The sequence below is a fragment of the Martinezella tropici genome, from assembly GCF_008370325.1.
Taxonomy (GTDB): domain Bacteria; phylum Pseudomonadota; class Alphaproteobacteria; order Rhizobiales; family Rhizobiaceae; genus Rhizobium; species Rhizobium tropici_B.
Window position 1 is genome coordinate 73,680 of sequence record NZ_VNIP01000012.1, and the last position, 23,610, is coordinate 97,289.

The window sequence follows — 23,610 nt, forward strand, 5'->3', positions numbered from 1 at the left end:
TCAATTGAACTAAGACAGGATTCCACGATGAACCCGATTGAGCTGAAAAAGGCAGTTGGCAGCGGTCTGCTGTCGTTCCCGGTCACGCATTTCGATCAGAACCTGACGTTCGACGAGACGAAGTACCGCAGTCATATCGAATGGCTGGAGGGCTTCGACGCCGCAGTGCTCTTCGCCGCCGGCGGAACGGGCGAGTTCTTTTCTCTCAACCCCTCGGAAATCCCGCAGGTCGTGCGCGCCGCCAAGGCTTCGGCCGGCAAGACGCCGATCATCTCGGGAGCGGGTTACGGAACGTCGCTTGCCATCGAAATCGCGAAAGCCGCGGAAAAGGCCGGCGCCGACGGCCTGCTGCTTCTGCCGCCATACCTCATGTTTTCCGAGCAGGCGGGCCTGATCGCCCATGTAAAGGCGGTCTGCCAGTCCGTCGGTATCGGCGTCATCGTCTACAATCGCGACAATGCGGTGCTCAGCGCCGAGAGTTTGGCTCGGCTTGCCGATGATTGCCCCAATCTTATCGGTTACAAGGATGGGGTCGGCGACGTCGACAAGGTGATCGAAATCACCACGACCCTCAAGGATCGTCTGGTCTATGTCGGCGGCATGCCGACACATGAGGTCTACGCCCAGGCCTATTTCGCGGCAGGTGTCACAACCTATTCCTCCGCGGTCTTCAATTTCGTACCCGCTCTGGCGCAGCGCTTCTATGCCGCGCTGCGCACCGGAGACCAGGCAACGGTCGACCATATTCTCCGGAGCTTTTTCTTCCCGCTGGTAACCCTGCGCAACCGTAAGAAGGGTTACGCAGTCTCCATCATCAAGGCGGGCCTGCGTATCGTCGGCAAGGATCCAGGCCCGGTCCGGCCACCTTTGACGGATCTGACGTCCGAGGAAATGGCTGTTCTGGAAAAGATCGTCGCGTCAGCGGGGTGAGGATGGCCAGGACTTGAGCAATCGTTTGCGATAACGAGGATCCATATTGGAGGGAGGAGACGCGTGACACAGATATCCTTGGGATTGCCGCATCGGTGCAGGCAATGACGGCGATGTTCTCAGGTGCCGGCAGCGCTTCTGCAGGGACATTCGTTTATGTTTCGGCAGCGACGGCCGGAGCGATCGACACTTACAGCATGGACGCGAAAACCGGGGCGCTGCAGCAGGTTTCGACCTTCGATGCGGGCAAGATGGTCATGCCGATGACCGTCAGCGCCGACAAGAAGCATCTCTATGCCGTTATCCGTTCGCAGCCGTATCGCGTGCTGACGCTGGCGATCGATCCTGCGACCGGCAAACTCAGCCAGGAAGCCGTCGCCGCCTTGCCCGACAGCATGCCGTACGTCTCCACCGATCCGTCGGGCCGCTTGTTGTTCACCGCGTCTTATGGCGGCAACAAGATCGCCGTATCGCCGATCGGCAGGGATGGGCTTGTGACCGATGGCGCCCGGCAGATGATCCTTACCGGCCGCAACGCGCACTCGATCGTAAGCGACCGGACCGGCAGATATGTCTTCGCAACCAATCTCGGTTCCGACGTCGTGCTGCAATTCGTGCTCAATCCACAGACCGGCATGCTGGAGGCGAACAATCCGCCGAAGGTCGCGACGAAGCCAGGCTTCGGCCCGCGCCACATCATCGTCTCGCCGGATAATAAATCCGTCTACGTTCTGACGGAATTGATGGGCCACGTCATCCAATACGCTCTCGATGCAGCCAAAGGCACGTTGAGCGAAGTCGAAAGCGTGAAATCCGTTCCTGACGATGCCGGGCTTTTCCCGGGCATTGCCCCGCCAGCTCCGGCGGATGACGGCAAGCCAAGGGTGTGGGCTGCCGATATCGGCATCACGCCGAATGGCAAGTTTCTCTATACGACCGAGCGAACCACCAGCAGGATCGCGCTCTTCCAAGTGGCCGCAGGCGATGGAAAGCTGACTTACGTCACGAATTATCCGACCGAGCAGCAGCCGCGCGGCATTCGCATCGATCCATCGGGCCGCTTCCTTATCGCCTCCGGCGAGAAATCCGACAAGCTGTCGGTCTATGCCATCGACCAGGAAAGCGGTGCGCTCGCTCCGGTTGGCCGATATCCGGTCAATGCCGGCGCCAACTGGATCGAGATCGTGACATTGCCTTGAAGCGTAGCCTTGTGCTGCAAACGCCAAGCGCTGACTTCGTTATTCGGCCTTGGCGACCATCCCCGCGAGCAGGCTTTCCACCTCGGAAGAGGGAAGGGGCCGGGCAAACAGATAGCCCTGGAGAAGCTCGCATCCGGCACCTTCGAGGAAGCGGGCCTGTTCTTCGGTCTCCACGCCTTCGGCCACGACTTCCAGTTCGAGCGTTCGGCCGAGCGACACGATGGCGGAGGTAATTGCCATATCGCCGGGCTTGTCCGGAATATCGGTAATGAACGACCTGTCGATCTTCAATCGGGAAAGCGGAAAGCGCCTGAGGGCGCTGAGGCTCGAATATCCGGTACCGAAATCGTCGATCGCGAGACTGACGCCCAGCGTCTTCAGTTCAAGCATGCGCTCTATTGCTCCCTCGATGTCGCGCATGATCAAACTCTCCGTCAGTTCGAGCTCGAGCCATCGCGGATCGAGACCCGCCGTCTGCAGTGCCGACGCAACCTGGTTTGTCAGCGAGCTCTCCAGAAATTGCCGGGCCGACACATTCACGCCGATACGCAGCTCTGGCAGGCCGCGATCCCGCCATGCTCTGGCCTGCTGACAGGCTTTACGCAAAACGATTTCACCGAGTGGGACGATAAGCCCCGTTTCCTCGGCCAGGGGAATAAAGGCTCCGGGAAGCAACAATCCCTCGGAAGGATGCTGCCACCGCACCAGGGCTTCGACGCCGATCACCCTGCCGCTGCGGATCTCCTTTTGTGGCTGGTAATGCAGCACGAATTCATCCCGTTCCACGGCGCGCCGCAGCTCTTCGATGCGGATCAGCTTGTTGCGGGCATCTTCCGCCATCGCCGGTGTGAACAGTCGAATGGAGTTGCGCCCCGCTTCCTTGGCGCGATAGAGCGCCATATCGGCGCTTGCAAACAGGTCCGAGGCGGTTTCGCCGTGCTCCATGGCGCATGCCACACCGATGCTGCAGCCGACGCGGATTTCGACGCCGTCGATCGTCAACGGTTTGGATATGTCCTTGAGAATGGCGGTGAGCCTCTCGTATATGGAGTCTGAGGATTCCTCCAGGACGATGATGAATTCATCACCGCCAATCCTCGCAACGATGCCGCGGCGGCCGACTTGGGCCGATATGCGCTGCGCCACCGCCATCAGCAATTCGTCTCCGGCGGCATGACCGAGTGTGTCGTTCACCAGCTTGAAATTATCCAGGTCGACAAAGGCAACCGCCAGCGGCTTTTGCTTGCGCGAGGCTTTTTCCAGAAGGGCGCTGAGCTTGCGGTCGAGCAGCATGCGATTGGGCAGGCCGGTGAGGGCATCGTGCTCGGCCAGATAGGCAATATGGGCGATGTCCCGATGGCGATCGATAGCGATCCCAACCGTTTGCGCTATGCCTGCGAGGAATTCCATGAGCCCCGCTTCGTCGCCGTCGGTCTTCTCCGTTACCAGCGCCCCGTGTCTGCCGCCATCCCGCGAGAAGATCGGAAATTCCAAAGTGTCGCCGGCCAAGGATTCGGGTTGCTCGCTATCGAGAACAAAGTCGATCTGCCGGCCGTCGAGCAGCCGCTCGAGGAGGGATCGGGCATCCTTCAGAAGGTCGTCAAGATCGACGCCTCGCGCCACATCCTGCAGGAGTTTCGTCTGCGCACTCATCAATTCTTCGGCGCGCTTGCGAGCGGAGATATCGCGGGAGGCTCCGACGACACCGATGATGTTGCCGTTTCTATCCCGCAGCGGTACGCGCGACATCATTAGCCAGCCTTCGCCCTTGAGGCGCCGCTCTTCCACGCCGAGATCGGCTTCGCCCGTTTCCATGACCTGACGCTCGACTTCCTCGATCTTATGCGCGTCGGCCATCGGGTGAATTTCGGCGTCGGTGAGGCCGATCAGTTCAGCGACATGCGTAAAGCCGTTGTTGAGAACGATAGCCTGGTTGGCGAAGAGGAAACGGCCGTCTCTATCCTTGGCATAGATATAGTCGGGCACGTAGTTGATCATCGCTTCGAGCCATTCGTAACGCTCGGTGAGCGATAGATGCTGAGCCCGGAGCAATTCGAGCAGCTCGCGGACGTGCCGGTCATCATCGTTTGCATCTGTATTCGCTGACTTCGACGATCTACCCGGCCGCTGTGTCATCAATGTTCTCTCACGTGGTGAACGGACAATAGAGGCAAGCAGTTATGTAACCATGAAAAACGGATGGGCCATTTTGGCCGTCATAAACGAAAGCGTAAAGGCATATTTATCGGAGCTTTGACCAGGAGAACCAGGCCAGCTGAGCATTCATGCGGTGATGAAACGTCGCCCGATCGGAGCGGTGCGCACGCCATGGCATGATACCGTCTGTTGTAATTAGAATTTCGTTCCGGTTGCCGCGCCGGATGCCGATCATATTGAGCTTCAGGCGTGGTGATCGCCTTGCGGAGTAGGGACGAAAACCCTAAAGCGGAGGCGGAAGAAATACAGGATTCGCAAGGATAAAGGGCATGAACGTTCGCAACGCTGCGGCGAATGGCAATCTCGTGCTTGCCGGCATGCTTCTGATGCTTGTCGGCGATTTCATGTTTTCGCTGAACGATGCCATGGGCAAGTGGTTGGTTGCGAGTTTCTCTGTCGGGCAGATTCTGGTTGTCCGCTCGCTCGGTTCGTTCATAGTCCTGGCACCCATGATCGCGCGGCAGGGCGGCGATGCGCTCTTTCGCCTCGAACGGCCGCCGCTGCAGCTCTTGCGGGTGGCCATGACAACACTCGATGTCGGTCTCTTCTACGCCGCCGTTGCCTATCTGCCGCTTGCCGATGTCATGACTTTCTATATGGCCGGCCCAATCTATGTCGCCGCCATTTCGCATTTCTTCCTGGATGAGAGGATCGGCTGGCGGCGCTGGCTCGCCGTATTCGTCGGCTTCCTCGGTGTATTGATCGCACTCAGACCTTCGGCGGCCATGTTTTCCTGGCCATCGCTTTTCGGCCTTGGCGGCAGCCTCGCATTCGCGATGACGCTTGTGCTCGGGCGGCGGCTGCGGCAGACGAGCGATGCCACGCTCGTCGCCTGGCAGACGGTTGGCGCCCTTGCGACCGGTTTGGTGCTCAGCATCGGCAACTGGCGCGCGGCATCGGCACTCGATCTCGGCGCCATGCTGGCGCTCGGCGTCGTTGCCGGCGGCGCGCATTTGATGATCACGCGATCATTGAAACTTGCTCCGGCTTCACTGCTGGCCCCGCTGCAGTACAGTCTTCTCCTTTGGGCGATCATACTGGGCTTTGCTTTCTTCGGCGATATTCCGGATGCTCAGATCATCATTGGATCTGTCGTCATCGTGCTCGCCGGGCTCTTCATTTTCCATCGCAAAAACATGGTCGATACGATCCCGAAGGATGCCGTCGCCCGGGATGGGCACTGAGGCTGATACGCCATCGTTATTTCGCTGGATATCTCCGGCCATCACGGCAACTTGCCTGCCTGGGAACGGCGCCGCAGGCATTTGGAGGGGTTTGCCAAGCAGATAAGGGGAGGCGAGGGCCACCCCACTAGGATTCGCGTCCATCCCCCGTTACGATAAACCGCGCGTCAACAAATCCGTGGCAGCAAAGAAGCCAACGAGTGGAACGGGGAATATGAGCCTGCTGTCGTCCCTGATGAGAAGAATGCGGAGCCACCCCGAGATTTCAGGCGTTGATCGTCTCGATCCGTCATACGATGTGCACCATCTCAAAAAGGTTTTCGACCGCTGTTCCAAAGCAGCCAGGATCGGAGTGTGGGAGTGCAGCCTTCCGGACGAAAGGCTCTCCTGGACGGACATGGTCTACGAACTATTCGATCTTCAGCCGGGAACACCCCTGGTTCGCGATGACATCGTCGCGCTCTATTCGCCGGAGGCATCCAGGGAGCTTACGCGGCTTCGAAATGCCGCCATCGAACAGCGCGGCAGCTTCTCACTCGATGCCGAGATCATCACTTGTAAAGGCAATCGACGCTGGATCAGGATCACGGCGACGGTCGAATGCGAGAACGACATTCCCGTCCGCATCTTTGGCCTGAAACAGGACGTCACGGCGGAAGTCATGATGCTGCACGAGATCCGCCGCCGGGCGGACTTTGATCACCTGACCGGACTGCCCAACAGGTTCAGGTTTCAGGAGCGCCTCGACACGCTCTGCGGATCGGGACCGGCCACCAACACAGCTCTTCTGCTGATAGATCTCGATGGATTTAAGCGTGTCAACGATACTCTGGGCCACCGAATGGGGGATACTTGCCTGGTAGAGGTGGCGCGGCGCCTGACTGGCGCTGCAGAGCACGCCGATCTGGTGGCAAGAATCGGAGGAGACGAGTTCGCCGTAATCTATACCGAAGCCTCCGTGGGGGATGTCGACCATGCTGCCAGCCGTATTGCGCAGGAAATGCAGTGGAACGCCCGTGACGGAATCGTCCTCGGCGCGTCCGTTGGTATCGCTTGGGCAGTGCCGGGAACGACCTCGGCGTCGCTCTACGAGGAGGCTGATAAGGCCATGTACCGCGCCAAGACGCAGGGTCGGGCTCGTCTTGTCCCTCATTGCTCAGCCGTGGATGAGCCGCAGCCGTTCACATCCGCTGGATGACTTCCGGGCGTGTTCGGACGCTTGGCTGGTGTTCAGTAGCCGAAACACTAATATCCAGGGCATGCATTGAAATCATTGGCGTGAGGTTTTGCTTTCGACAAATTCGATGCGTCGAACTTCGACTGGTATTCGCCTTTTGCAAGGGAGGCCCGCGAAACTGGTGGTTCATAAGGGAGCGCTGATGACTTAAATTCCCACTTTCCAAAACAAAGGACCAAGATGTCTGAACATTCACGACCGCTTGAATCGACAAGGCATTGCGTATCTGACCGTAAGCCTAAAGGGACGGCCACTTATATAGCTGTTGCAATCATTGCTGTTCTCACATCATCGATTTCAGCCAGACATGAAGCGCCTGCGCCATCGCAGAAACCCGTCGCGAAGTTGCTTCGAGACGTCAACTGATTTGACGGCGATCCATCGCACATCAACAGTGTAGCGGTTGTTGATTTATAGTTCGACAATGAAGAAGCTCATCCAAGTGTTGGTATATCACGCCGACGTTTAGGACAGGGGGGCACGTTCCTGTTGCAGTCCGTCCCCGCGACACGATGCTCATCTCATGAATCTTGCAAGTCAACACCGAACAGCTCCCGATGCATGTGCTCGACTGCGATGCCGATGCCGCCGACCAGAGCCGCCCGATTGCCAAACTGACTGATTTCGATACGGGGTGGGTAGGGCGTGCAACGTGGCAGATATTTGCGAATAGCTTCGACAAGTTCGGGACGCGCACCGATGCTGCCACCCATGATCACCAGGGCTGGATCGAGCGTTGCACCGATTGCGGCAATGGCAAGTGCAATCGACCGCGAAGTTTCCTCGATCACGGCAACAGCGGCTGGCTCGCCTGCCACCAGTGCCGAAAAAAGATCCGCCACCGTTGCCTTGCTTTGCCCACCATATCCAGAATAGCGCCGCATCATTGCCGCACTACCCACGGCGCTTTCAAGAGTGCCAAGGGTAAAGCCGCTCGGATCAAATGGCTCCCCTCCGAGAGGTAGATAGGCGATCTCGCCGGCGGCACCGCGTGCGCCGCGCATGAGGCTACCATTTGCAATGATGCCCATGCCGATACCGGTCCCGACTGCTACGAAGGCAAAATTATCTGAGGTAGAGCCGTGCCCTCGCCATCGTTCTCCTTGCGCGGCAAGATTGACGTCATTTTCAATAATGACCGGAATTGCCATCCGGTCGCTTAAGAGCCGGCGCAAGTCAATTGTTTCGACTCCCGGGATGTTCGGCGCGACATTGATATGTCCGGTGACAGGATCAAGCACGCCTGGCGTAGCCAGCACTATGACGCGCAATTTGGAGAGATCGATGCCGGCGTCGCGGGCAAGGTCCTGTATAAGGGCATGGAATTGATCAACCAGATGGAGCCCGCCGCGCGAGCTTGTTGGCACTTTGGTTTCGGCGACAACATTTCCAACCAGATCGCAGATAATAGCGGCGACCTTGGTCCCGCCAAGATCGATGGACGCAGCAAAACCGGCACTTGCATCGAGCTGATACGTTATTGCGTTTCGCCCAACATGCCCGTCGGTATATCCGGTCGGCTTCAACCAACCATTGTTCTCCAAATTGCGAACGACGTCGGAAATCGTTTGCTTGGACAAGCCCGTTTGCTTAGCGATATCCGCCCGGGAAATGGGACCTTTTGCAAGTATGGTCCGAATAACGGAATTTGTTGAGATTTTTCGCGCTATCGGTGTCTGGGTCGCGTTAGGCTTCATTGCTGGCTCGCATTCCACCTCTAATTAGTTCGGGACCTTTTCCTAATTCATCATCTCGCGTTACGGCTGTGCCTAACTTCGAGTGAAATATTGCAAAATTCAAGTGAATCTTCGTGATTTGGCTAAACCAAATCATTTAATTTGTCCATGTCATTGACAAATTAAATGCCCAATTCGTAGACTGTGCCCAATGGCTGAGCAAATTGCGGAGGGGTAATGAAAGCGAGGTCAAAGGAAAGGAGATATAGTCCTGCATTCGGTCGGGACTTCATAGCACCCCATTCCGGCAAGCGTGCTGGATATCGCAGCCTGCATTTCACGCGTTGTCCCATCCCCGACATTGCGCATTGAAAGGCGCTTGATTTGCCATGATGAACCCCACGTCCCAAGGCGAAATCACAACCAGCCATCCGGTCATTCTGCCGATCATGGCGCCTCGGCTGCAGGCGGATGCGCATCCCGGCGGGTATCTTGATCTCGCACTTTGGGGAAGTGGTCGTCTGGGACGCATACGTTTTTCCAAGCTTGCTGGACCTTATGTTTACGGTCCAAACAGAGTCACTGCCGAAACGGGTGGCATCTTTGTCGCCCAGTCAAAGCCCGTCCTCCTGATCCGCAATGCCCGTCTGGAAGGAATTTATCCGGCTCGTCGCTGTGCTTGGTGGCATGAGATTGACAAGGATAGTCCGCGGACGAAGATCATCAAACGCAATAATCGCCGTACCGTCGTGATCGGCTGGGGTGCGATAATCGTCGAAGTCAATAACGGTGATATCCGTGTTGCTGCCGGCGCCTCTGAAGAGGAGGCTGAAGCTGCATTCAGTCTTGCAAACGACGCGATCGTAGAAGAAGCCGCGAGTTATGTAGCCCGGTGCGACCTCGCGCCCAAGGCCGATCCCGTGATGCGCAGCATGGTGATGCAGGGCGCGCACGCCGCCTTTTCCAGCATTCGGCTGGATGAGAACGGTGTGTTTGCCGGTCTGGCTGCCGGTCAGGCTTACAGCGCGCCGGCTCGCACCTATTATCGCGATGGCTACTGGACGATGCAAATACTGCTGAAGCTTGCGCCGGAAGCGGTACGCGATGAAATTCGACTTTTGGCCAAGGGCATCCAGCCAGACGGAGAGGCGCCGAGCGGCGTGATATTGACCGGACCGGCGCAATCGCGCGCCTGGCAGAACTTCGTTCTCGACTGCAAGCGAAACCCTGAGAAATATTATGGGAAGCCTGTTCCGGAGCATCACAATCGTCCGGGTGATTGGTGGAGCGATCATTTTGACAGCCCGCTTTTCTTCATCCTCTTTCTCGTCGACTATGTGGACACCACGGGGGATAGGGCGGAAGCACTGCGGCACTGGCCGCTCGTCACTGCCATCGTGGAACGATATCTGGATCTTGCGGGGCCCGATAGCGTTTTGCCGCTGAAGCCTCGAAACGACAGGGACTGGGCAGACAATGTCTACCGGGAAGGTCTCGTCTCCTATAATCTCGGCCTTTTCGTCGGTGCATTGGATGGCGTGGCTAAACTGGGAGCCGGGTATGATCCCGTGTTGGCGGAGAAGGCAAGCGAAACCGCACGATCCGCTCGTGCCGAAATCGAGGACAAGCTTTTTGTCCCGAGCAGAGATGGTTACGCCGATTTCATCACCCCTGACGGATTTGTCGAGGATCATCTCGTGCTCGACAGTCTGACGCTCTCCCGTTATGGGGCGATTTCGAAGACGCGCGCCGCTGGCCTCCTTATGGCGATGGAACGGGCTCTGGAGGCTCGAAACAATAGGAAGCAGCCCTATGGCGATTGGGGTGTCCTGTGCGCCTATCCGCCATTCAAGCGGGCAAGTGATGTGCGGTCGAAGACCGCTTTTCCCTTCCGTTACCACAATGGATCGGATTGGCCTTATTGGGACGGCGTCTATGCGGAAGAAAGAATACGCCACGGCCTCGGTGGAGCGCGTTATGCGCTTGTACGCTGGTGGGAAGCCTGCTTGGCAAATGGCTGGGCCGGTGCGGTCGAGTATTTCTCGCCACCATATGGACGCGGCTCCCTGCTGCAGGGATGGAGCGGAATGCCAGCGGCTGTCGTCCTCAAATATGGCCTGGAGGCCGCGAACGCGGAGAATAGATAATGAGCGGATGAGGGCAGGATTTCCGTTTAGACTGCCCGCTTATGCAATTTCATGACGAAGGCAAGGTGATCGTTATGGTTGAGCTCTTCGAAACCGAGATGCCGATAGAAGCCCTTGGCGCGTTCGTTTGTGGGGCTGACACCAAGATGGACGCCAGGCACGCCGTGGCCCGAAAGCTTGTTGAGCATAGTCTCGATCATCAGGCGTCCCCATCCGCCCGATTGGGCTTCGGGCAGAATATTGATATGAAGATGCGCGGGGTAGGTCGCTTCAAGGCCCGACGTCCCGCTATGAGGATTGGCTATTCGCTCAAGAACATCGGCGTCTTTTGCAGCGCTGGGTGTCAGGCCAGCGATCTCGCGCCGAACGAGCGGCCACCAATATCTATCGAGCTCTTCGTCAAAACTGGCGGTGTCCGGCGTACCAACAACATAGCCGATGACCTGCTCGCCTTTGCCGAGAACGAACGCAAAATCCGGAGCGAATTTGAGATAAGGCACCGCCCACACATAACCGGGAAGGCGCGGATTGCTGTAAAGCGCGCTCGCGTCGGTTCCGGCGTCAGCCGTCATCAGGCAAATATGGAAGAGGGCGCCAACATCGTCCTCGGTGGCCGGACGGATGAAATAATCGTCGATCTTAGGAGGCATGGCATCATCGATTTGCTGGCCGCTGTACGGAGCGAACTGACGTCAGGCAGCGATAAAGCTGAGAAAGTTGAGGAACTGCATCTTCGGGGTAAAAGCCCGCGGACTTTTTGGAAAGAATAAGGAAATTCGTCGGACCAGTAAAGGCCCGACCATGCAAGACATTCGGCTCGTTTTAGTAAGATCAGCCGGTGGGAATCGATAGGAACTGCCAAAACGCAGCTAGAGGGAACCAATCAATGTTTAGCAATTTCATCTCCATAAATGCAGCATTCATTCTGAAGAAGGCAGGAATTTTGGCGGGCGTCACTGTCGTGGGGTTCGGCATGTCGACAACTGTCTTTGCCGAGACGCTCACGGTTTGGGACGACCACGATTCGGAATCGCGGGCTGCCGTGATGACCGAACTCAACGCCAATTTTCAGAAGGCGCATCCCGACGTTAAGCTTGACCACACCGTACGCGACTTCCAGGATCTCAATCTTACGCTCAAGCTTGCGGTTTCATCCGGCGATGGTCCAGTGGTGACCAAGGTCAACCAGGGTGCCGGCGCGATGGGTGCGATGGTGAAGGAAAACCTTCTCGTTCCTGTCGATACCTACCTCAAGAAATATGGATGGGATAAAAACCAATCCGATAGTCTCTTGGCGCGTGACCGCTGGTCGAGCAAGGGCGAGTTCGGTGTCGGTGAGACCTACGGTATCTCGTCCCTCGCCGAAATCGTAGGCCTCTATTACAACGAAAAGGTTTTGAAAGCCGCCGGCGTCGAGCTGCCGATCAAGAACTTCGATGATTTCATTGCTGCCTTGGATAAGGTTAAGGCGGCAGGGACTGCACCGCTCACAATCGGCACGGCCAAGGGCCACCTGGCGCTCCATATGCTGGCCGGAATCAGTCAGGCGCATATCGATGCGTCCGATCGAAAAGCGCTCGATGACCTGATCTATGGCCGCGGCGGAACGTGGAATACGCCGGGTAATCTGGAATCGGCCAGGCTTGTCCAGAACTGGGCAAAAAATGGGTATTTCTTCGATGGCTATCAGGGCATCTCGGGTGATGATGCTGTTCAACTTTTTGTCGCCGGCCAAGGCGCCTTTCTGATTTCGGGAACTTGGTATTTCGGCGATATGCAGAACAATCCCGATATCCATTTCATGCCGATCCCGGCGCCCGCCGGCATCAAGCATCCGCTTTCGGTTGGCGGCGTCGACCTTGCGTGGGCGATCACCAGCCTGGCCAAGAGCGACAAAATGAAGGATCTCGCCGGCGAGTACATCAACTATATGGTCTCCAAGGAAGCGTCCGTTACCTGGGTCCATGCCGGTTACCTGCCTGCAACCCCTGTTGCGGAAGATGCCGGGGTCAACGCTTCCCCGCTCCTGAAAGAGGGCATCTCAATGTGGAAGTCGCTGAACGATAACAATGCCCTTGGACATTATCCCGATTGGGCGAGTCCAACCATGCTCAAGACGTTTGATGAAAACACGCCTCTGCTGCTTGCGAACAAGGAAACGCCTGAAGAACTGATCGGCAAGCTCGATGCGGATTATGCCGCCTACATGAAGAGCAAGTGATTGCCAGGACACACAGCAATCCCGCCGCGCTGCTCCGTTGAGAGGCAGCGGCGGGAAGCTTCGGTTCGTCTATCCTGATCACGGCCAGAGCGGCGCGATTCGACCTCTGGCATATTTCCGAGATGGTGCATGAAACGCTCACCACTTGATGCAAAGGCCAGCAGAAATCTCATCTATATTCTGCCTGGTTTGCTGGTTTATTTTGTGCTTGTCCTTGGCCCTATTGTCACGGCAATCGGTATCAGTTTCACCGAATGGAACGGGATCACAGCGCCCAATTGGATTGGCTTTGGCAATTATGCAAAATTGCTTTCGGATGAGACTTTCTATGTCGCATTGAAAAACAATGCTCTTTTTATGCTGTTTTACTGCGTCATCCCGATTGTCGTCGGCCTGTTGCTTGCCGCGTTGGTCTGGACACTCAGGCAGCGAGAGCAGTTCGCGCTGCGGACACTGCTGTTTTTGCCCTATATCATGCCCACCGCCGTCCTCGGCATCATTTGGCACTGGCTTTACAATCCCGCTTTCGGCCCTATCAACCAGGCACTAAAGCTGATCGGCTTGGGTTCGATCGCTTTACCGTGGCTTGGCGATTTCACCTTTGTCCTACCAGCGGTCGGCATGGTCGCCAGTTGGTATTTCTTCGGCTTCTGCATGGTCCTGTTTCTCTCCGGTATCCAGCGGATCGACCCCTCGCTGTTTGAAGCGGCAAGGGTCGACGGAGCCTCAGGAAGCAGGATTTTCTTCTTCATAACATTGCCCCTCCTGCTGCCGGAAATACGTATCGCGCTTCTTCTCACCATCATTTCTTCTATCAAGAGTTTTGATCTCATCTTTACGATGACTAGAGGCGGCCCGGCCAACGCGACCCTCGTTCCCAATATTTACATGTACGAGCTTGGCTTCCAATTGAATCGTTATGGCTATGCCTCGGCTGTCGCCATCATCGGTGCGATTTTGGTCTTTACAATCAATTATGCCGTTCATCGGCTGGTGCGGCCAGTAAATGAAGGGAGTGCATCGTGAGCCGAAATTCTCATGGGATAGCTGCCGTGTTGCCCTCGCGTATCGTTCTTTGGCTGTTTGCAATCTTGACGGTTATTCCTTTTGTTCTCCTGATACTTACCTCCCTGAAAAGCCGTGCCGATCTTATACAGGGCGCATTCGTATTGCCGGCCTATCCGCATTTCGAGAACTACGCAAATGCGTGGATCGAGGGCCATTTTAACGTCTATTTCCTGAATTCGGTTCTGATCGTTTTCCCTGTGGTCATCGTCAGCATCGTACTCGGGACATTGACGGGATTCAGTTTCGCATTCCTGAGCTTCCCCTTCAGACGCACCATTTTCGTTCTTTTGACAATTGGCATGATGGTGCCGACCGAGGCCTTCATCATTCCGCTCTACTATGAAATGCGCTATGTCGGCCTCATCAACACCTATGCGGCACTAATACTTCCGCAAATTGCCATGTCGCTACCCTTTGCAACCATGTTCATGGCAAGCGCCATGCAGCAGCTGCCATCTGAAATCGTAGAGGCGGCAGTTCTCGATGGGGCATCAAGAGGCTATATTCTATCAAAGGTTATCGTGCCTTTGATGATGCCGGCCATGTCGACACTAGCGTTGTTCCTGTTCATCTGGACGTGGAACGAGTTTCTTATTCCACTTGTTCTTGTCAATGACGACAACTACCGAACCCTTCCGATCGGCATGTTGTTTTTCCAAGGGCGCTACACGGTAAATACACCTGTGCTGACAGCAGGCGCTGTTATCGTCATTGGCCCGCTCATTCTTGCCTACATGCTTTTCCAGCGAAAGCTAATTACGGGGCTCACGGCGGGAGCAACAAAATAAATCAGGCTGCGACGTTTCTTATAAATTGTTCGCGAGCGCAACGAGACCATCGAAACTCGCGCTCCGTGTAAGGGCTGCTCTCTACTGGCCGCTTGCGCTCGCGGTGGCTGACAACGATAGCGAGGGCGACAAATACGCGGACTGCTGCAGTAGGCCACCCGTGATGCCGCGTGCATCTTCGAGCGCTTTCGAACCGTAAAGGTCGACCGGAAGGAGAAGGCGGAGATAGGCTCGAGCCTAGCGATGCGCAGTAGGCGCGTATCAGCGGTGACGAACCTTGATCTGATTCTGTGCGCCGCCATAAGGTAGGCACAGTCATACGCCGGATGTGCAAGCGCGATGGAAAGGTTCGTGGCCTCTTCAAGCAATCCTGTCATCGAAAGGAGGTCGATGCCGGAACCTTCGAGCAGCCTTGCTGCAAGGGCGGCTTCCTCGCGCAAAAGCTCGTCACGCTGAACCTTCTTCCAGAGAATATTGGCGCATTCCGGAATGAGAGGCTCAGGTGCCGCAAAATGGAAGCGCGACCTTAGCCCGACGGTGTCGTCGGTTCCTTCCTCTTCCACGACCCACTTGATTGCGATGCTGGCGTCGACGATGAGCGCCTCCATCAGGGTTCGTCTCGGCTCTCGCGCAACAGGACCTCAGAGGGCGTCTGCTTGCGGGATGCAGTCAGCTTCCGCAAATCGGCCGCGAGTTCTTCGAAATTCGGCCCGCCCTCGCTTGCCACGGCCTGCCGCAGGATTTCGCAATGTTCCGCTTCGTTCCGCTTCCGCCGAGCGCCCGTGGCGGGCCGCGCGAACCTTCAGTTTCGAAATCAGCTCGTTATCCAGATTTGCGCACGTGCAAGTTTCCAGATCGGCACGCCTCCATTGATCTCAATGGGAGCAAAAATAGCAATTTGACTGAAGCAAACCAAGTTGAAGGGGAGGGAGGAGGCGAAAAGCAAGCTGTCTGATGTCTGCAGTCATTTCCATTTCCACGTCGCGCGTTTGCCAAAAGGCGTTCCCCTAGCGCAGTAACAATATCACGCGCTTATCGTCGAAAACGGCGCGCTGCTATCGATGATGAGGACATGGCGGCTCTAGCTCAGCACATCAGGACAGCGTTCCTTGCTGAGCTTGCGAGCTCCATTGAATAAGTGGCAAACGAGATTGCGAATGCGGCGGAACTGTTCTTCTCTCCGGGCACACCGCTGCCCCCGATCCCGATCCCGATCGCCGACGGAGTCGAAGACGACGAGGACAATCGGCTTGAACTCTTCTTCGAGGCCGGGAGCGCCGTCCCCACCGAGATCGAAGAGCTTGTGGATGATGACATCAATGCCGGCCGAGCGGCCGAGCCGGCGCGTTGTCGCGCCCTCACCAATCTCCGCACCGGCTATGAGCAATCGATCAGCGAACCGCAAGAAGTCAACGAACTGCGGATCGTGGATGTCGCGACCGCCAGGGAAACCCTCTGACCGGCGTCGGAAGGAGAAAGTCATGCGCCGCTATCGGATCGATAGGATCGAATTCGCCGAGGACGCGCCGGAACTCGGAACCGCGCTCGTTGACGCCTTTGGCCGCAAACGCCGTCCGCTCTGCCTCGGCAAGCCCGATGGCGTTCCGAATGTTCCGCATTGGTCAATAAATGAATGGCCACTGGCACAAGCGGCTCCTTACATTCTCGCAGAATGCTCGGGCATGAGACTCGCAATGTCGCGATATATTTGCTATATCAAGGAAAACAGGTATCAGAAATAGGACGCTGTGATGGTTGCGACACCTTTGCGCCACTCGGACAATCGCCGAAAACCTCATGGGCCGCGAGCCGACCCGCATGACACGCACATGCTCTATGCGTCTCGCGACATTGTTGTATCCACCCTGACGGCAGGTTCGGTTCATGTTAACGTTTCGGTAGATGCCGATCCAGCCGATGTAGACAAATGGGGTGCGATTGTCGAATCCGACGCTCCGACCAGGCAGATCCGCGACAAGGTGTCTGGCGCCCTTCGGGAAGCCATGAAAGCAGCCTTTGTCGATGTGTTCAGCAACCGTTTCTCCCGAGAAATCGACAAGGTGGTCGACGCCTATCGGGTCATGCTTCGCGAAAGTCTGGCGAAAGGCAACGACTCCGATTTGCAAACTGCGCTCAACCGCGCTCGGCTGCAGGAAAAGATTCTCGCCAGTACCTCGATGGTTGATCAGGCGCAGGCTTGCGAGTTGCTTGGCCTGTCGGGAACGAATCCTTCCGCAACGATGAAGCGCAAGGAGGAAAAGCGAGAAATCCTGCGCTTCACGATCGACGGCCGTGTCTTTTACCCGTTGTTCCAGTTCGACGTCGAGGGACGCCGCCTCTTTCCGGCTATGGCAAAATTGATTGCGCTGAAACCCGAGACATGGAGCGATTTTCGCCTGCTGCATTGGCTGACGAGGCCGCATCTCGATTTCGGGACCGCGCCCGCCGAAAAGCTTGGTGCGGAAGACCCAGAAGTGATTGCGGCATTCAAACGCGAGATCGTGCCCGTGGAGCATGGTTGATGCGCTTCGATCTGACGATTCCCGATCCGTCCATGATGCGGGTCGGGAAGGAAGCCTATGTCCTGCTCGCCAAGGGCACCGAACTGCACCGCATTCATCCCTCGGTGTACAAGGCTGAGCAGTTCAATCCCACGGCTGCAGGCAATGCCCGTTTTTCGCCGATTCACGATGTGAGTGGAACTATCATTCCGACAATCTACGCGGCGCAGACATTCGAGTGCGCCTCTTGCGAGATCATCCTGCGTTGCCCTGATACGTTGCCCATCGATCCGAAGACAGGGTTGCCAACCTTCCAGATCGTCTTTCCAGCTGATTTCAAGGCTTACGGTCACAGCATCGTCAAAACCACGGCGGCCCTCAATCTCATGGACCTCACCAATGCCGGGCAGCGGAAGATCGGCATCAACCAGAACACCCTCTTGGCCGGGCCGCGAAGCACATATCCAGCGACGCGAGCCTGGGCGGAGCGCATCCATGCGACCTGCTCAAAAGCGCAGGGCATCTACTACAGCTCGGCCCAATTTGGCCCCGACTTTGCGATCGTGCTGTTCGGCGATCGCGTGCCGGCCGGCATTCTTGACCGAGTATCAAGCCGACCCGTGGCAGAGGCTGCCTGCCACGCGGATATTCGTTCCTTGGCGAATAGCCTGTCGATTGAGTATGAGGACGTTTAGGGCGGATTATTAACGACCGAACACGAGAAGTGTGCAACAGCCCCTCAGGTCGACGATGAGACGTGTGGAAATCTCGGGATGTACTGGCGAGTGGGAGAGCGGAATTCAATTTAAGAAAAGGCGCAGGATGGCAGGCGTTTCGTCACTCCGATATTTGATCGGAACGTTGAAACAACCCGCAAGCGCTCAAGGATATCGGCTTCTGTTGCCCAGCTCGGACAGCGAATGCGGCGTTTCACTCCATCGTTACTCATTGACGTCGACACACTTCACCACAATAAGGTCACGCCGAGAAATATGGTAGGCGCAAGCGAAGCCATAACAGGAGTATGAAAGTGACCGAACCGACCGTAGCAGACGCAGTCAACCGCATTTATGAATCTCTTCAGACCGACAATGCCGACATCGACTTGCACATCGCGACCCTTAAGGCAGCCCTTGCGCAGGCAGGGTTGAAGGAAGCCGTATTCGACCCTGCTAGGCTGGTGCAGAACAATCGTTCTGGGAGGAAACTCATGCAGGCCTACTTTCGTCAGCGCGGTGTAGCGGTGAAATTCACCACGTAATGACGCCGTCTAGCGGCCACGGGCCGATCTTGGCGATGATTCCGACACTCAGGCCGGCCATCCGCCAGCGGGCGATCTTGCGTCGTTCATCCAGGTCGATATGAGAGTAAGGTTGAGGGTCTTGTAGTACCGGTACGCCATCTGACCACCGTAGTTGGTGATCATAAAATCTTCCATCTCAAGGTAGCTTTGAAGGTTGTCGTTCCAGTCGGCCAAAACGTAGCCACGAACCATTGTGTCCGGCGCGATCTGTATCTCTCGCCCGGTTGATGAGCTCATCTCCCCACCTTTCTTCGATGGAGTGAAAAGAGTTGGAAACCGCCTCGTACAAAGGGAACAGAAACCCATGGAGACCGTCGGGCAAAGTCGCCCGTTTCACCTCAGACGCGAGATCAATTGATTTGTGCTTCACGTCTGACCCCAATCCAAAAGGCGAACGACCGAGAAGCGGCAAAATGCCCGTCTCGCCAGGGAAGGGCAACCCCTCCTATCGCTCTGGCTTCTGTTACCCAATGAAACATGTGCGAGCACTTAGCAATTAGTGCGTTCATCAGCTGAATTGTACCAACTCCACCTGGGAGAGGATCCCTCCAGGCGCCCGCATGACGGCTTCGCCGTCCGCAAGCGATCCCAGGTCGACGACGAAGAATCCGAGCCTTCTGATCAACCGGCACACTTCAGCCCTGGCGTGGCAACAGTCGCCGCAAAGAAAAGCGACCCTCTTGCCTCCGTCTGTTCGTGGCTCTGCGCTGATCAGCACGGAAATGGTTCAGCGCCTTCACTACGCGGGCTCCGGGGCGAGTGCTGCAATTGCGTTCGACGTGGAGGCCGGGCGTGGCCGTCACTACACACCTCGACGACAATGCGGTCATCGAAATCGGGAGGGCTGGTCAGATGGGGCTGTACTGTGGCCCACCCTGACGCAACGACGACAATGTCCTTGGTCGCAGCCTCCAGTCGCGTGCCGATAGAAATGGGATGAAAAAGCTGGGTGCGCGGAGCCTCACTGAATTTATTCAACTCGCTGAGGCACTGCGACTTAACAGCTAATCACCCCTGATCTGCATGAAGTGAGAGTCCAATCTTAACGACGCGTATTGTTTGGTCTGGATCGGTAAAATTCGGCTTTGTTTGCGTCGATGAAGTTCATGACTTCTCGTCTTGTTGCGGGCCGGGGGATTGTGATCTTCAAAGTGTTGCCGATCGCGTTGGCGAAGCTGAGTGCTCTCACGGTGGGGTCTTCGTGCTTGCGAGGTAGGGCGGGTATGATGCCTGATAGGTCTGCAAGGGTTGTCCCCTCCTTAAGGTTCAGAATTTTCGGTGGCACATACAGCCGCCAATCCTTCCAAGGCAGCACTTCCGCCAGTTCAACAGACTCGATGACAAAGTCGAAGACAAATTCTTGCTCGCTGATTGTGGGATCGACTTTGAGTTCGACCGGCCCCCAGCCCTTAAAGATTCTAAAGTTTTCTGGCTCGACATCATCATGCAGTGGTGTGAAGACGCGTGCGAAAGCCTGAAGAACATCGTCTACGCGATAGAAAAAGGCGGTTTCGCCCTCTTTGTCATGTGCAGGAATAATGCAGATCCACGTAGGGATAGCAGAGGCTTTTTGAAAATTTACCAGACCTACGATGTCCGACCAAAACAATCTGACGTAATTGATATCGGTGGATACCTCGTCACTGTAATCAGCGTAGGGTTGAGCCGCGAACGGATCATAGCCTCCGCCAGTAAATTCCGCCTCAGCAAGAACCACCTTGTCTGAGCGGATGTCATAGGATTTGACATCGACCGCGATCGTACCGAACCCACCTGTCAGCGCCAGGATGTCAGGTCTGTGCAACACTGGTTGATTGAGAACTCGTACAGCACCGTCCGCAGCAGCGTTTGGCGATTGGTCGATCGCAACCCAATGAACCTGCTGTCTAGTTAGCCAATCAGAAAATAATAACTCGGAATCAAGCATCAGATAGAACCTTAACGATATGCGCGAAAGCGAAGTGATCTGGCAATGAGTAGGCTTTGTCGGAACGCTTGAATCAAAAACCGGCCGAGGAAAGCCTCGACCGGTCTACCTGCGAATATTTTACGCCGAGTTACAACTTGATTAGTGCCAGCTGCTTGTTGAAATCGGCGGGTCAAAATAGTCGCGCCAGACCGAAATCTTGTCGCCGACAACCGTGATCGTACCCATCACGGGCAACGTAATCTTGCCGCCGCTGGTGTGATTGAAGACGTCGATCCGCTCATTGAGGACCACATTTCCCGATACGGCGATGTTGACCACCTCCCAGTCGACGGTGAATGCGGTCCCCAAACCGAAGTCCATATGGAATTTGCGGACGTTACCGAAGGGCATGCGGGGCTCATGGTCACGACGCCGGGGTTCGTCGCCGCAGTCGCTGCTCCAGCGACTATCGGATTGGCTGGCCATATCGATCGTTGCTTTGCTTGTTGGGGCGAGAAATCCATGGCGGTCACGGCGAGCATCGGCGTCGTTGTCGGTATTGGGGCGGAGGATATCGAAGCGGTAATGGCCCGGGCAGACAACGCATTGTATCGGGCAAAGCATGGCGGGCGTAACCAGGTCGCAGCGCGGTGCTCTGGTGAAGCGCGGACGCAATACATGTCACGCGGCAATAGACTAAATCGTGAAACTCAATAAACTATGAATTCATGATGCTCGGAGGGGGTATCCGTGGATTTCGTGCTATTCTGCAAGCTTGAACTCGGTACCGCAATCCCAGACTATGGGGCGGGATCGAAGTGCGTACTTTTGACCGGTATCCGCCAGCATGACTTCAACGAGAGCGCTTTTGACAAGGGCGTTGAAGCCTACGTCATTGAAGCCGATATCGACCTTTCGATGCTTGGGCTGTGCGATGATGAAGAGTGCTTCTGCCGCAAAAAGCTGCAGTGGAACTGGATAAAGCTGACACTCACAGGTGATAATAATGGGCAGACGTGGGTCTACAGAGCCTTTCAGGCCGGGCCACCGGAGCGCTTTAACATCCTGAACATCGAGGTAGTCAGCGGCCCGCAGCTTCCTGAATTCCCAGAAAGCTCGGATGTTGAGTTCGAAGGGGGTGCGGCGGCACCGTATTCTTTGTCCGGGTTTGAGGTCGGCCAAGGCATGGCCTCTCTCGTATACAATTCCTCCTTCGGGTATTTGGTGGATGCCGGTGCCGGGACCCCGATAAAGCGACCAGCCTATCTTTTGCCTAGCTTTGTCAGTGACCTCCTGTCGCTGCTCAACACCAGAACCAGCAAGTTCTTCCTGTCGCATGCCGACAGCGACCACTGGAGAATGCTGGTCTGGGACGGAAGGATTGAGACAAGGGTTTCAGAGTTCTTTGTGCCGAACGGGATGAAGCCCCTGGTATTCTTCGATGTAACCGTGAAATCTCGAACACGTCGCTGGAGCGCACCTCATGTCAGCGTCCCCTTATATTCAGGACAGCAGTTGCAAATCATGAGAACGGCTCCGGCTAGTCCCACATCGAACAACGACGGTCTGATCCTGCTGTTCGAGGATGGTACCGAGTTGGGATTGCTCCCTGGCGACTGTGTGTACGACGAGATCGTCAAGGACGCCAATTCCCACGTCAGCAGCCTTGCTGGTATGTCATACACGGCCATCGTAGTGCCGCATCATGGCGATGCTGCAAGCGCTCACAGCGTCCCACTGTCGTCTGCCGCCTCTAAAGCGTTCTTTTCAGCAGGCAACCACACGAAGTTCCTTCATCCAACTCCTGCCTCGACCAGCGCCCACAGCGCGGCTGGCTACACGAACCTTGTGAACAAGACCCCGACTTACATTCGAGAGGTTCCATTGATGTAGCTGCTCGGCTGCGACATGATCTGGAAGCGCGAATGGAAATGATCGAAGCAGAAGCATTAGAATCAAATCGATTTCTTGTCTTCTATTGGGCGCACCATGCCACTTGCCGGTCGTGCCGATCTCAGTGGCGAGGTCAGTGAGTGGCTGCCTGCCGGAGAGATGATCCGGTGTCATCGAGCCCGAGTTCTACGCGGTGGAGAACCTAACCCAAGTGCATCATGCCGGATTGCAGGGTAGGGGATCAGCCGCTTTCGCGCAAATAGGCAGCAAAGGCTTCGGCGGGGGTCCGGTATCCGAGGCATTTGCGCGGCTGTGAGTTCAAATGATGCGCCAACTCGGTCAGCTGTTGCTGGGTGACATTGGCAAGATCCGTGTCACCAGGCATGAAGCGTCGGATGCGTTTGTTGGCGTTCTCGACAGCACCTTTCTGCCACGGCGCGCTGGGGTCCCAGAACCAGCTCCTGGCGCCGATCCCTTCCTCCAAAGCCCTGAAGCCGCTGAACTCCGTGCCGCGATCGAAGGTAAAACTACGCCGCGCCAACGCTGGCAATGGTGAGAAGGCATGAACGATCTTATCCATGATCGGTCGCGAGTGGCGACTGTTGTTCTTGAGCATGACCGTATAGCGGCTTTTGCGTTCGACCAGTGAGGTGACGTTGGTCGGCCCAAGCTCCCGCTTGAAGATCAGCAGATCGCCTTCCCAATGTCCGAACTCGGTCCGATTGCCAATAAAATCAGGTCTTTGGGATATCCTGCAATCGGCCGGGGAGACGTTGCCCGCGGTCGGCGAGAGCCTCGAGGTCGGCGCTTGCGGCGTGCCTCCGGCAGGTACCGATAGAGGCCCAGACCATAGTCCTCCTTGCAGTAGACAAAGCGATAAATGGTCTCCGGGCAAATGCGAACGGGGTTGACGCCATCCTCGGCAAGGCGACCGGCAATCTGCTCTGGTGACCAGTAGGCCTTCAGCCGGTCAATGACCAGCTCGCGCAAACTTGGATGCCGCCTGAGCTTGCGCAGTCTCCGGCGCCGCTCCTTAGCGATATCATCGGCGATCGTATCGAAGTAGCCGGTGTACTCGGGAAACTCGCGATCGTGGAAAGTGTTGCGCTTGAGCTCACGATAGATCGTCGAGCGATGACGTCCGAGTTGGCGGGCGATCTCACCAATCGGCATCTTTCGCTCTCTGAGATGATAAAGACGTCGACGATCGGCGAGGGTGATCTGCGTATAGCATCGGGACATGCCAAAATCTCCAAAGTGAAGCCATTGAAATCATTGGCATGTCGCACTTGGAAATAGAATGTACCCGGCTACAAACAATGTGGCGGATGAGTTGG

At 56.4% G+C, this 23,610-nt stretch carries 21 protein-coding genes and 2 pseudogenes; 14 read left to right on the forward strand and 9 right to left on the reverse strand.

Going from position 1 to position 23,610, the window contains the following annotated elements; genetic code table 11:
* Window positions 1–27 precede the first annotated feature (27 nt).
* Window positions 28–930, forward strand: a complete 903-nt coding sequence (gene kdgD / locus FP026_RS24775; RefSeq protein WP_149637248.1) for a 5-dehydro-4-deoxyglucarate dehydratase — start codon at window positions 28–30, stop codon at window positions 928–930.
* Window positions 931–1,034: 104 nt separating this feature from the next.
* Entirely contained in the window at window positions 1,035–2,129 is a 1,095-nt protein-coding gene (locus tag FP026_RS24780; RefSeq protein ID WP_246665431.1) for a lactonase family protein, read from the forward strand.
* A gap of 39 nt (window positions 2,130–2,168) precedes the next feature.
* On the opposite strand, the gene FP026_RS24785 is transcribed toward FP026_RS24780, so the two are convergent.
* A complete protein-coding gene (locus FP026_RS24785; protein ID WP_432444148.1) occupies window positions 2,169–4,127 on the reverse strand; it encodes a putative bifunctional diguanylate cyclase/phosphodiesterase in 1,959 nt (652 codons plus the stop codon).
* A gap of 488 nt (window positions 4,128–4,615) precedes the next feature.
* Here FP026_RS24785 and FP026_RS24790 point away from each other — a divergent pair, with 488 nt between their 5' ends.
* Complete coding sequence (locus FP026_RS24790) at window positions 4,616–5,530, forward strand: DMT family transporter (RefSeq protein ID WP_149637250.1); 915 nt, start codon at window positions 4,616–4,618, stop codon at window positions 5,528–5,530.
* Between the two features lie 214 nt (window positions 5,531–5,744).
* Window positions 5,745–6,728 carry a GGDEF domain-containing protein gene (locus FP026_RS24795; RefSeq protein WP_246665432.1) on the forward strand — a complete coding sequence of 328 codons (984 nt, stop codon included), beginning with the start codon at window positions 5,745–5,747 and terminating at the stop codon, window positions 6,726–6,728.
* A 560-nt stretch (window positions 6,729–7,288) separates the two neighbouring features.
* Here the strand turns inward: FP026_RS24795 and FP026_RS24800 are convergent.
* Window positions 7,289–8,464 carry an ROK family transcriptional regulator gene (locus FP026_RS24800; protein ID WP_149637251.1) on the reverse strand — a complete coding sequence of 392 codons (1,176 nt, stop codon included), beginning with the start codon at window positions 8,462–8,464 and terminating at the stop codon, window positions 7,289–7,291.
* A gap of 371 nt (window positions 8,465–8,835) precedes the next feature.
* Between FP026_RS24800 and FP026_RS24805 the strand changes: the two genes are divergently transcribed.
* Entirely contained in the window at window positions 8,836–10,590 is a 1,755-nt protein-coding gene (locus FP026_RS24805; protein WP_432444149.1) for a glycogen debranching protein, read from the forward strand.
* A 26-nt stretch (window positions 10,591–10,616) separates the two neighbouring features.
* On the opposite strand, the gene FP026_RS24810 is transcribed toward FP026_RS24805, so the two are convergent.
* The gene (locus FP026_RS24810; protein WP_149637253.1) at window positions 10,617–11,240 is read right to left on the reverse strand and encodes a GNAT family N-acetyltransferase; all 624 of its coding nucleotides are present in this window, start codon (window positions 11,238–11,240) and stop codon (window positions 10,617–10,619) included.
* 236 nt (window positions 11,241–11,476) lie between these two features.
* Between FP026_RS24810 and FP026_RS24815 the strand changes: the two genes are divergently transcribed.
* The 3 genes from FP026_RS24815 (at window position 11,477) to FP026_RS24825 (ending at window position 14,667) form a co-directional block, all read left to right on the forward strand.
* The gene (locus tag FP026_RS24815) at window positions 11,477–12,811 is read left to right on the forward strand and encodes an extracellular solute-binding protein (RefSeq protein ID WP_149637268.1); all 1,335 of its coding nucleotides are present in this window, start codon (window positions 11,477–11,479) and stop codon (window positions 12,809–12,811) included.
* 129 nt (window positions 12,812–12,940) lie between these two features.
* Window positions 12,941–13,837: a carbohydrate ABC transporter permease gene (locus FP026_RS24820; protein WP_149637254.1), complete on the forward strand. Its 897-nt coding sequence runs from the start codon at window positions 12,941–12,943 to the stop codon at window positions 13,835–13,837.
* Window positions 13,834–14,667, forward strand: a complete 834-nt coding sequence (locus FP026_RS24825) for a carbohydrate ABC transporter permease (RefSeq protein ID WP_149637255.1) — start codon at window positions 13,834–13,836, stop codon at window positions 14,665–14,667. Before FP026_RS24820 ends, FP026_RS24825 begins: the two co-directional genes overlap by 4 nt.
* On the opposite strand, the gene FP026_RS30640 is transcribed toward FP026_RS24825, so the two are convergent.
* Entirely contained in the window at window positions 14,610–15,275 is a 666-nt protein-coding gene (locus FP026_RS30640; protein ID WP_246665433.1) for a type II toxin-antitoxin system VapC family toxin, read from the reverse strand. The genes FP026_RS24825 and FP026_RS30640 overlap by 58 nt on opposite strands.
* Before the next feature lie 33 nt (window positions 15,276–15,308).
* Window positions 15,309–15,521 (reverse strand): FitA-like ribbon-helix-helix domain-containing protein, encoded by a 213-nt coding sequence (locus FP026_RS30980; RefSeq protein WP_432444150.1) that lies wholly within the window; start codon window positions 15,519–15,521, stop codon window positions 15,309–15,311.
* A 284-nt stretch (window positions 15,522–15,805) separates the two neighbouring features.
* Between FP026_RS30980 and FP026_RS24840 the strand changes: the two genes are divergently transcribed.
* From FP026_RS24840 to FP026_RS24860, 4 genes are all read left to right on the forward strand, one after another.
* Window positions 15,806–16,126: a hypothetical protein gene (locus FP026_RS24840; protein WP_188112676.1), complete on the forward strand. Its 321-nt coding sequence runs from the start codon at window positions 15,806–15,808 to the stop codon at window positions 16,124–16,126.
* A gap of 292 nt (window positions 16,127–16,418) precedes the next feature.
* Window positions 16,419–17,189 (forward strand): hypothetical protein, encoded by a 771-nt coding sequence (locus tag FP026_RS24850; protein WP_149637256.1) that lies wholly within the window; start codon window positions 16,419–16,421, stop codon window positions 17,187–17,189.
* Entirely contained in the window at window positions 17,189–17,863 is a 675-nt protein-coding gene (locus FP026_RS24855) for an RES family NAD+ phosphorylase (protein WP_149637257.1), read from the forward strand. Before FP026_RS24850 ends, FP026_RS24855 begins: the two co-directional genes overlap by 1 nt.
* Window positions 17,864–18,198: 335 nt before the next feature.
* Window positions 18,199–18,429 (forward strand): hypothetical protein, encoded by a 231-nt coding sequence (locus FP026_RS24860; protein ID WP_246665434.1) that lies wholly within the window; start codon window positions 18,199–18,201, stop codon window positions 18,427–18,429.
* A 28-nt stretch (window positions 18,430–18,457) separates the two neighbouring features.
* Here FP026_RS24860 and FP026_RS30645 read toward each other — a convergent pair.
* The 3 genes and pseudogenes from FP026_RS30645 to FP026_RS24880 form a co-directional block, all read right to left on the reverse strand.
* Window positions 18,458–18,529 (reverse strand): annotated as a pseudogene (locus FP026_RS30645) (integrase catalytic region); the annotation flags it as partial.
* A 984-nt stretch (window positions 18,530–19,513) separates the two neighbouring features.
* The gene (locus FP026_RS24875) at window positions 19,514–20,398 is read right to left on the reverse strand and encodes a hypothetical protein (protein WP_149637259.1); all 885 of its coding nucleotides are present in this window, start codon (window positions 20,396–20,398) and stop codon (window positions 19,514–19,516) included.
* Between the two features lie 141 nt (window positions 20,399–20,539).
* Window positions 20,540–20,866 carry a limonene-1,2-epoxide hydrolase family protein gene (locus FP026_RS24880; RefSeq protein WP_348642329.1) on the reverse strand — a complete coding sequence of 109 codons (327 nt, stop codon included), beginning with the start codon at window positions 20,864–20,866 and terminating at the stop codon, window positions 20,540–20,542.
* Window positions 20,867–20,902: 36 nt separating this feature from the next.
* Here FP026_RS24880 and FP026_RS30650 point away from each other — a divergent pair, with 36 nt between their 5' ends.
* Complete coding sequence (locus FP026_RS30650) at window positions 20,903–21,097, forward strand: diguanylate cyclase domain-containing protein (protein WP_246665437.1); 195 nt, start codon at window positions 20,903–20,905, stop codon at window positions 21,095–21,097.
* A gap of 33 nt (window positions 21,098–21,130) precedes the next feature.
* A complete protein-coding gene (locus FP026_RS24890) occupies window positions 21,131–22,273 on the forward strand; it encodes a hypothetical protein (protein ID WP_149637261.1) in 1,143 nt (380 codons plus the stop codon).
* A gap of 241 nt (window positions 22,274–22,514) precedes the next feature.
* On the opposite strand, the pseudogene FP026_RS24895 reads toward FP026_RS24890, so the two are convergent.
* Window positions 22,515–23,515, reverse strand: a pseudogene (locus FP026_RS24895) (IS30 family transposase).
* Between the last annotated feature and the right edge of the window lie 95 nt (window positions 23,516–23,610).